3 protein-coding genes are annotated in these 8685 nt (G+C 71.0%); 1 reads left to right on the top strand and 2 read right to left on the bottom strand.

Going from position 1 to position 8685, the window contains the following annotated elements:
- Nucleotides 1-46: 46 nt before the first annotated feature.
- Nucleotides 47-3271, bottom strand: coding sequence for a FlgD immunoglobulin-like domain containing protein (locus VB080_RS05315; RefSeq protein ID WP_323417397.1), 3225 nt, complete (start codon nucleotides 3269-3271; stop codon nucleotides 47-49).
- 148 nt (nucleotides 3272-3419) lie between these two features.
- On the opposite strand from VB080_RS05315, the gene VB080_RS05310 reads away from it, so the two are divergent.
- Nucleotides 3420-5249 (top strand): O-antigen ligase family protein, encoded by a 1830-nt coding sequence (locus tag VB080_RS05310; RefSeq protein WP_323417396.1) that lies wholly within the window; start codon nucleotides 3420-3422, stop codon nucleotides 5247-5249.
- Between the two features lie 46 nt (nucleotides 5250-5295).
- Here the strand turns inward: VB080_RS05310 and VB080_RS05305 are convergent.
- The coding region (locus tag VB080_RS05305; RefSeq protein WP_416339603.1) for a hypothetical protein at nucleotides 5296-8685 on the bottom strand (3390 nt) is incomplete at its 5' end.

Here is an 8685-nt window from a genome sequence, read left to right as displayed (position 1 = left end):
GCGGGACGTGCCGGGGCGAACCACGGTCAGAGGCAGCCCACCGGAACTACGTCACCTTCGAGGTGGCCTTCGACGCCTTGGACGCGGTGGTGTACCCGGGCTTGGTCCCGGTGACCTTCACCGACACCTTCGTGCCCTTGTCTGCCTTGACCAGCTTGTAGCTGGACTTCGTGGCCCCCTTGATCACCTTGCCGGCACGCAGCCACTGGTAGGTGAAGGTCACCGGCGCCGGCTTCCACGTCCCGGGCTTCACCGTCAACGTCGAACCAACCTTCGCGGCCCCCGAAATCTTCGGCGTCGCCGCAGTCAGTGTCCCAGCCACCACCTTCGCGGTCGCCTTCGACGTCGTGGTCACCGCGGTGTACCCGATCTTCGAACCGGTCACCTTCACCGACATCTTCGTGCCCTTGTCAGCAGCAACCACGGTGTAGGTCGACTTCGTGGCGCCCACGATGGCCTTCCCGCCCCGGTACCACTGATAGCCGAGCGTCACCCCCGACGGCTTCCACGTACCCGGCTTCGCGGTCAGCTTCGAACCAACCTTCGCCGTCCCGGACACCACCGGAGTCGGCGTGGCCGTCAGCGTGTGGCCAGGCACCGTGGCGGTCGCCTTCGAGGTCCTGGCCACCGAGGCGTAGCCGGGCTTCGAACCTGTCACGGTCACCGTCAGTGCCGTGTTCGCGTCCGCCAACTGCACCGTGTAGGTGCTCCGCGTGGCACCCGCGATCGCCGCGCCATCGCGGCGCCACTGGTAGGCCAGAGTGACCGGGACCGGCGCCCAGGTGCCGACGCCGGCCGTCAGGACTTTGCCGATGGCCGCCGTCCCTGAGACGGACGGAAGCGGGGTTGCCGTCAGCGACGCTGCCGTCGCGGTGACCGCGGCCGATGTCTTCGACACCGACGGGTAGCCGGTCTTCGAGCCGGTCACCCGCACCGAGAGCTTCCTCCCGACGTCGGTGGCGGTCACCCGGTAGGTCTGCGCGGTGGCCCCGGAGATCGCCGCCCCGTCCCGCAGCCACTGGTAGGACAGCACCACCGGCGCCGGGCCCCACGAGCCCACCACGGCGGTCAGCGTCTGGTCGGTCCGCGCCGTCCCCGAGATGGACGGCGTCACAGCGGCCAATGCGAGCCCCTCGACCGACACCGTCGCCAGTGTCCCCGCGGTTCCGTCGGCGCGTACGACCGCGCCGGAGCCGTCCGTGGCCTGGTTGGTGAGTCCGATCGAGTAGATCCCCTTCGGGACGGGGTTGCCCGACTCGTCCTTGCCGTCCCAGCCGACGCCGCGGACCGACCCGTCGGCGCTCGCACCCACCGCCAACTCCCGGACAACCTTGCCGGTGGAGTCGGTGATAACCAGCTTGCCGGCCGCCACCGGCTTGGTGAGGTCGATCTGTGGAGACCAGGTCCCCGTTCCGTCGTACGAAGCTGGGGCCGTGACACCCAGCGAGCGTGGCGCTGATGTCGCTGCACCCGGGATGGTTTTGATCACCAGGTCGGACTCGGTGGTGTAGGCGACCCGGTCGCCGTCGACCGCGAGGCTGCCCCAGCCGTTGGGTCCAGCTCCGGCGCCGGCGTAGTCGACCAGCGTCGTCCGAGTGCCGCTCAGGTTGTACGCCGACACCGTGTCGTCATTCATCACCACAACCAACCCGTCACCGAGCGCGAGCAGATCACCGCAGGTGGAGAACACCTGCTTGCCGGCGCGGAAGTCATAGACCACCGCTGCATCGGACTCGGGGCAGCCGGCGTCCCGCTCGTAGGCGACCGTGTCCCCCCACAGCAACGTGCCATAGGCATCGTCGGACGGAAGCGTGAACTCGACAGCGGGTGACCCGGCGCCGGACAGATCCCGGACCTTCAGCTTCGCCACCGGCTCGTCGGCGTCGTAGTCGGTCAGATCCTCCAGCACCAACCCACCGAAGACGGAAAGCGCGTTCGGGGCGGCAGTCCAGTTGCCGTCGGGAGTGCGAAGCTGACGATCCTCCCCGCGTTCGGCCAGCAGATACGGACCGGACAGCGCACGCGTGGCGTCGACCCCGGAGACTGTCTCCGTGCGCGATCCCCGGTCGTAGAGCACCACCTCCGACTCGCCGGACGGCACCACCCAGCGGGCTGCCGATGCCAGCGCACTTGACCGGCTCCCGACCACCGAACTCAGTTCGGTCGGCTCACTGATTGAACCGCCGACCGAGCGTTTCCAGGTCTGGTTGGCGTGGGTGCTGTCCTGCAGCAGCACAGCAGTCGGTGTCAACGCGACAGGGATGCCACCACCAGTCTGGGTGACGTCGGTGGCGATCCGCTGCGTGGTCAGGGTCACCGGGTCGAATCGCTCCACATAACTGCCGGAGCCGGTCAGGGTGGTGATCAGCAGGCCGTCCTCGACCAGAGCGGCCAGGTTCGCGTCCAGCACATCATTGCCCAACTCCACCGGTCTGCCCGCTTGGAGCTTTCCGTCCGACAGCGGCAGCCAGACGAGATCCCGCTCAGACTCCCGGTCCTGAGCGAGGAAACCAGCCTGAGTCTGCGCAGAGCTGTAGTCCTCGCCGTTCAGATATCGAGAACAGCCAACCTTGCTGCCATTCGCGGTGAAGACGCAGGGATCGCCGGAGTCGGGGGTATAGACGATCAGGTCCCCCGTGCCCCGACTCAGCCAGAACGACTCCCCGACGTCAGTCACCAGCGTTGGGTTGCCTTGCGGGCTCAGCGCCCAGATCTCATCACCTGCCACGCCCACGACCGAGCCGTCCGGCAGCAACCGTTGCCAGTCGACATCCTGGTCGCCCGCCTGCGCCGGAAGCGCGCGATCGGCGGAGGGAGACAGGGTGTGGACGGCTGCAGCGTCGTCTCTCCAGTCCTTGATCAGCGCAGCCGTGGTGGTGGCGTCCTGGATCTCGAAGTCACCCGCCGGGTCGTAGGTCGCCTTCACCTGGCCGTCTGCCAGGGAGATCAGCCGGAGTTCGCCGCCATAGTCATCCACCTCGGCTACCAACCCGTCCTTGACCGCCCGCAGCCCGAAATCAGCCGGCGAACCGAACCCGGCGCCGGTCTGCCAGGTCTCGCCCCCGTCGTGCGACAGCAGGGTTCCCTCGAAATCGGTTGTCCCAGCCAGATCATTGCCGGACGCTGCCCGCACCTGGACCAGGGCAGGAACCACCGGCAGCGTCGTACGCAGTTCACCGGTGTCGGCCTGCGCCGGGATGGCGGTCGGGCCGACACCGAGCAGGATCGACAGCAGAACGGGCAGGACGAAACGGGACGGTCTGGCGTGCATGGCTCTCCCCAAGGACGAAACGACGGCCTGATGCTAGAGGCGCCGTCGGCGACGCGGTGGCGACCAGCGGAACCTCGTACGAAGTCGTACACCCCACCCCGCTGGATACCGGCGGAGACCGCGAACCGCGACAGTAGGCTCCGGCACCATGGCGACTTCGTGGACGGACCGCGCCGCAGCGGCCGGCGTGGTCGCCCTGGCGCTGGCGCTGCCGCTGGCCGCGTCCCCGTTCGTCTCCGATTCCACCTTCGCCACCCGGCTGCTGGTGGCCGCGATCGGGATCGGGGTGGCGTTCCTCGTCCCGTCGTCCTCGCCGTTGCCCGGCCCGGTGCGGTGGTCGCTGCTCGCGACCGTCGTGGCCTTCGTCGTCGCCGCCCTCGCCGGAGCCACCCCTGTGCTCTCCTTGCTGGGAAGGTATCCGCGCTACGAGGGTCTGCTCACCGTGCTCGGCTACGTTGGTGCGGTGGCCGCCGGAGCACGCCTGCTCAACCGGTCCCGGACCCGGTCGCGCGACCTGTTCTGCTCGGCTGGTGCGCTGGCCGCCCTGATCACCGCCGTCACCGCCGGTCTCCAGACTGTCTTCTACCCCGACGACCGGGTGACAGCCCTGCTGGGCAACTCCTCCGTCCTGGGAACCTGGGCGGCGATCCTCTGCTGCCTGCTCGGCTGGCAGCTGGTGACCGAGCGCAGGGCGTTGTGGGTGGCAGGATTCTTCGCGAGCCTGCTGACCGTGGTGCTGTCGGCGTCACGGGCGGCGATGCTGGCTCTGGCGGTGGCCTTCATCGCTGCGGCGCTGTTGCGGCCACTGACGCAGCGACAACCACCCTGGTGGGCCGGTCTCGGGCTGGCCGGTGCGGTTGGCCTCACGGCCTGGCTGACGCCGTCGGCGCACGCCCGACTGGTTGGTGCGACTCCGTTCGCCGACGCGACGATCGACGGCCGCCTCCAGCTGTGGTCCGAGTCCTGGCAGCTGGTCGTCAGCCACCCGCTGCTCGGAGTCGGCCCTTCACGGTTCGTTGACGCCATCGGACAGTTTCACACCCCCTCCTGGGCCGCCGCCGTCGGCCCCTATGCGCCGCCCGACTCACCACACAACCTGGCGTTGCAGATGGTGAGCGCTGCCGGGTTCGTCGGGCTGGCTGCCATCGTTGCCGTGGCCGTCGCGACAGCGGTTGTCCTGTGGCGCCGTCGGCCTTGGGACACCTGGACCGCTGGCGCGGTGACGGCCGCGCTCACGGCCGGCGTCAGCCAGCTCTTCTCGTTCACCGATCCCGTGACCACCACCGTCGTCCTGTGCTGTCTCGGCGGGGCGCTCGCGGCGCCGGCATCCGACCAGGCAGTGGGTCACGAGAGCCGCGGGTCCAGGCGTGCACTCCACGGTGCGTCAGCTGACCGCAGGGCAATCACGGTGGCCGTCGTGGGCTGCGGCTGGGCGGTCGCTGCCGCCCTGAACGCCGGCAGCGTCCTGCTCGCCGAGGCACGGTTCTCCGCGATGCTCACCGACCCCGCCTTGTCGACTCCGGCGCTGCTGACGGCGGCCGACGTCCGCCCCGGGGATCCCGACCTGACCCGCCGGATCGGCTACGCGGTGGCCAGGCTCGCCGAGCAGGGACGGGTCGAAGCGGCGCCGGCGGTCCCTGCGGTCACAGCAGCCTGCCGAGCTCTGGTGTCCTCCACCGAATGCCTGCACACCCTCGGCGACCTGCAGGCGCTCGCAGGTGATCCGGCAGCCTCGATCACAACCCTCACCGAGGCCCTCGACCTCGACCCGACCAATGTCGACACCTTCCTCAAGCGAGGTGTCGCACACGCCGAGGCCGGGGACGCGGAGGCCGCCGAGCGCGACTTCACCCGGGCGGTCGCCCTGCGTCCCAGCGCTGCCGAGCCGTGGGACGATTTGGCGCTGCTCTACCAACGCGAGGGACGGACGGTGGACGCCGAGCGGGCCCGGGCACGGGCCGACCAACTCCGCCGCTGATCCCGGGCCTGCGTACCCTCGATAGTGCGCAAACCCGGAATGCCGCTCAGCACGGATCCCGCGGCTCCACGCCGGGCAGGTACCGCTTCCACTCCGCCTCGGTCAGGGCATCGCCGCGCACCGCGCAGGCCCAGTCGTCGGCGCGGGACGGGTCGGCCTCCCACAGCTTCACCGCGCCAGTACTGCCGGAAACGGCGAACCCGGTGCCGCCGCGGACGAACCGGACGTCCCACAGCCCGCCGAGCGCACCCTCGACCGAGAACACCGCCGCGGTGGCGTCGCTGGTCAGGTCCCAGCCCCAGACGTGGTCGTCACCGCTGGCGGCGACCAGCAGCTTCCCGTCCTGGCTGAAGGAGGTGGCATCGATGCCCGAACGTGGGTCTCCGTACTCGCGCACCTTCACCGGCTCGGCGGGGGTGGTCAGGTCCCAGACCTCGACCAGGCCGGAATCCAGGCCGACCGCCAGCAGCCGCCCGGCGCTGGCGAAGGTCACCGAACTCGGCACCGCCGTGGTGTCGATCGTGGTCTCCAGCACCGGTGCCGCCGGATCCGTCACCGACCACACCCCCACCTTGTCGGCAGCCATCGCCACCGCGAGCAGGGCGCTGTCGGGACTGAACCACGCCAGCTGCGGGATCGGGGTTTCCAGGGAGGCGACCTTGGTCAGCCGGCCCTGGCCGTCGGCCCGCAGCAGGTGGGTGTACTGGCCCTGGTACTCCATCGCGGCGACCAGGGATCCGTCCGGCGACACCGGGGTGTAGGAGAGGTAGGCGTCACTCACCTTCACCACACTGGCCTCGCCGGCGCCCTGCCCGTCCAGCGGCCAGCTGAGCACCCGGCCGCCCGCCGTGCCGCCCACGACCAGGCTCCCGTCCCCGGACAGCCCGACCGCGCCGACCTGCCGATCGCCGTCGGGGAGCTCCACCTGCGGGGTCGCCAACTGGCGGGGCTGGTCGCCGTCCAGCCGCCACAGCTGGATGCCGGAGGACGGCGTGCCGCCACCCAGCAGGTTGCCAGAGGTGTCGCTGACCAGGTTGTACACGGGCTCGCCGCCCGCGCGCAGCACCGGGCCGGTCGCCTGCCAGGCCCGCAACGTGCCGTCGGTGCCGGTGGTGACCGGACGGTCCCCGACGAAGTCCGCGCCGGTGACCAGCGCCGGGCCCGGGAGCCGCCGCAGTTCCTCGCCGGTGGCCGTGTCGTACACCCGGGTGGACTGGTCCGAACTGCCCGCGATGAACTGGCTGCCATCGGCGGAGAAGGAGACGTCGTTGACGTAGCTGTCGAATCCGGTGACCGGGTCCTCGGCGATCGCCTGGCTGCCGTCGATCCGCCAGCGCAGCACCCCGCGTCCGGCCAGCCCGGCGATCAGCCGGGTGCCGTCCGGGCTGACCGCGAGGGTCTGGGCCCGGGCCGCCTGCTCGTTGAAGACGTAGGTCAGGTCGGGCAGCCGGACGGGCTCGGCCCCCAGCTTCCAGTGCGCGATCGCTCCCGGCATGCCGGCGAGATAGGCGCTGCCGTCGCTGCTCAGCGCCACCGCCTTCACAGCGGGCACTGAACCGTCCGCCAGCGGGTCGAGGTGCAGGCTGCCGTCCGGGTGCGGGGTGCCGCCGGCCAGGCTCAGCAGGTCGACCTGGCCGGTCTCGTTGCCGAAGGCGAGCCGGGTTCCGTCCGGGCTGAAACTGGCGGTGTAGGTGGTGTGTGCGGGGTCGGCCAGGTCAACGACCAGCGTCGGGTCGCCGGTGATGTCCCACACCGACCGGGAGCCGATCCCGCCGACGGCGAGCAGCAGCCGTCCGCCGACCTGGTTGATCGCCACGGCGTACAGGTCCTGTCCGGCCGGGTCGACCGTGAACCGGGTGCCGGCGGAGGTGTCCAGTTCGCCGCCCCGCCACAGGGTGACCTCGCCGGCCCCGTCGGCCCGGGCGACCACCTGCTGATCGGGGCTGACCGCGAGTACCGCCGAGCCCTCGCCCAGCCAGCGCACCGGGGTGTCGACGGCGGTGGCGTCCAGCACCATCGAGGTGGCCTCGGTGGTGGCCGCCAGGTCGGTCGAGACCCGGGCGAGCTGCGCGGTCAGGTTGGGGTCACGGTCGCGCAGCGTGCGCGCCATGGTGGCCACCTGCCGGGACTGGGCCTCGGCCTGGGCTTGCTCGGCGTCCAGCTGGAAGCCGCGCGCCCGCCAGGAGGCGATCCCGGCGACCAGCGCGAGCACCAGCGTGGCGGCGGTGAGGTTCACGGCGACGCGACGCTGCCGCAGCAGCCGGGCGTTGGTCTTCCGCTCGGCATCCAGGACGGACGCGAAGTGCGCCTGGCTGGCCGCCACGAACTCCTGCTCCGGCTCGCTCAGCAGTGCCTGCTGGGAGGGGTCCTCCAGCCACTCGCCCACCACCGCGAGCCGCTGCACCGGCAGCAGCGCGTCCGGGTCGCGTCCGGTGTCCTCCCAGACGGCGGCGGCACGACGGATCCGCTCCAGCAGCACCAGGTCGCCGCGCCGTCCGGCCACCCAGTCGCCCAGCCGCTGCCAGTAGCGCAGCAGGGAGTCGTGGGAGATCCGGACGGTGTCGCCGGCGACGGTCAGCATCCGGGCCGCGACGAAGGCGTCCATCACCTCACGGTCGGGGCCGGTCAGCGAGGACAGCGGCAGGGGCTCGCGTCCGACCACATCGGCCGACACCCGCACCAGGCGCAGGAACAGGCTCTCGGCCAACCTCTGGTGCGCCGGGTCCAGGGAGGTGAAGACCTGCTCGGCCAGCGATTCGACGGTGGTCGAGATGCCGCCGGCGGCGTCGTAGTCGGCCAGCGTCATCCGCTGCCCCGCCCCGGCGGCCCAGGTCACCAGCAGGGCATTGGACAACAAAGGCAGCAGGTCAGGGGCGACGGTCGTGCCCTCGGGGCCGGGCGCCAGTTCCGACACCAGTACCCGGACCAGGTCGTCGTCGACACTCACCTGGGCCACCTCGGCCGGTCCGGTGATCACCTCCCGCAGGTCGTCGCGGGTCAGCGGGCCGAGCAGCACCGGACGGGAGAGCGATTCCAGCAGGCTGGGTTCCTCGATCGCCCGGGCGAAGCCGTCCGACCTCAGCGCCAGCACCACCACCCGGTGCTCCGCCAGCACCAGCAGGGTGCTGAGGAACTGCTCCCACTGATCGGCCGGCCCCAGCATGGCGTCCTCGACCTGGTCGACCAGCACCAGGTGGACGTCGCCGGTGACCTCGCCCAGCCGGGAGGCATCCACCAGCTGCGCGGGCTGGCCGGCCCGCACGCCGTCCACGCACTCCCTGGCCAGCAGCCCGGCGGCCAGCAAGGAGGACTTGCCGCTGCCCGAGGGACCGACCAGGAAGACGGTGCCGTGGCCGGGCCCGGACTGCAGCGCGGCTATCGTCTCGGCGAGCCGACGGGTCTCGGCGGTGCGTCCGAAGTAGTAGGCCTCGTCGGC

The organism is Propionicimonas sp., assembly GCF_034927565.1.
In the GTDB taxonomy this organism is placed as follows: Bacteria; Actinomycetota; Actinomycetes; order Propionibacteriales; family Propionibacteriaceae; genus Propionicimonas.
Note: the sequence above shows the minus strand (reverse complement) of the source record. Positions and strands in the feature narration are given on the sequence as shown.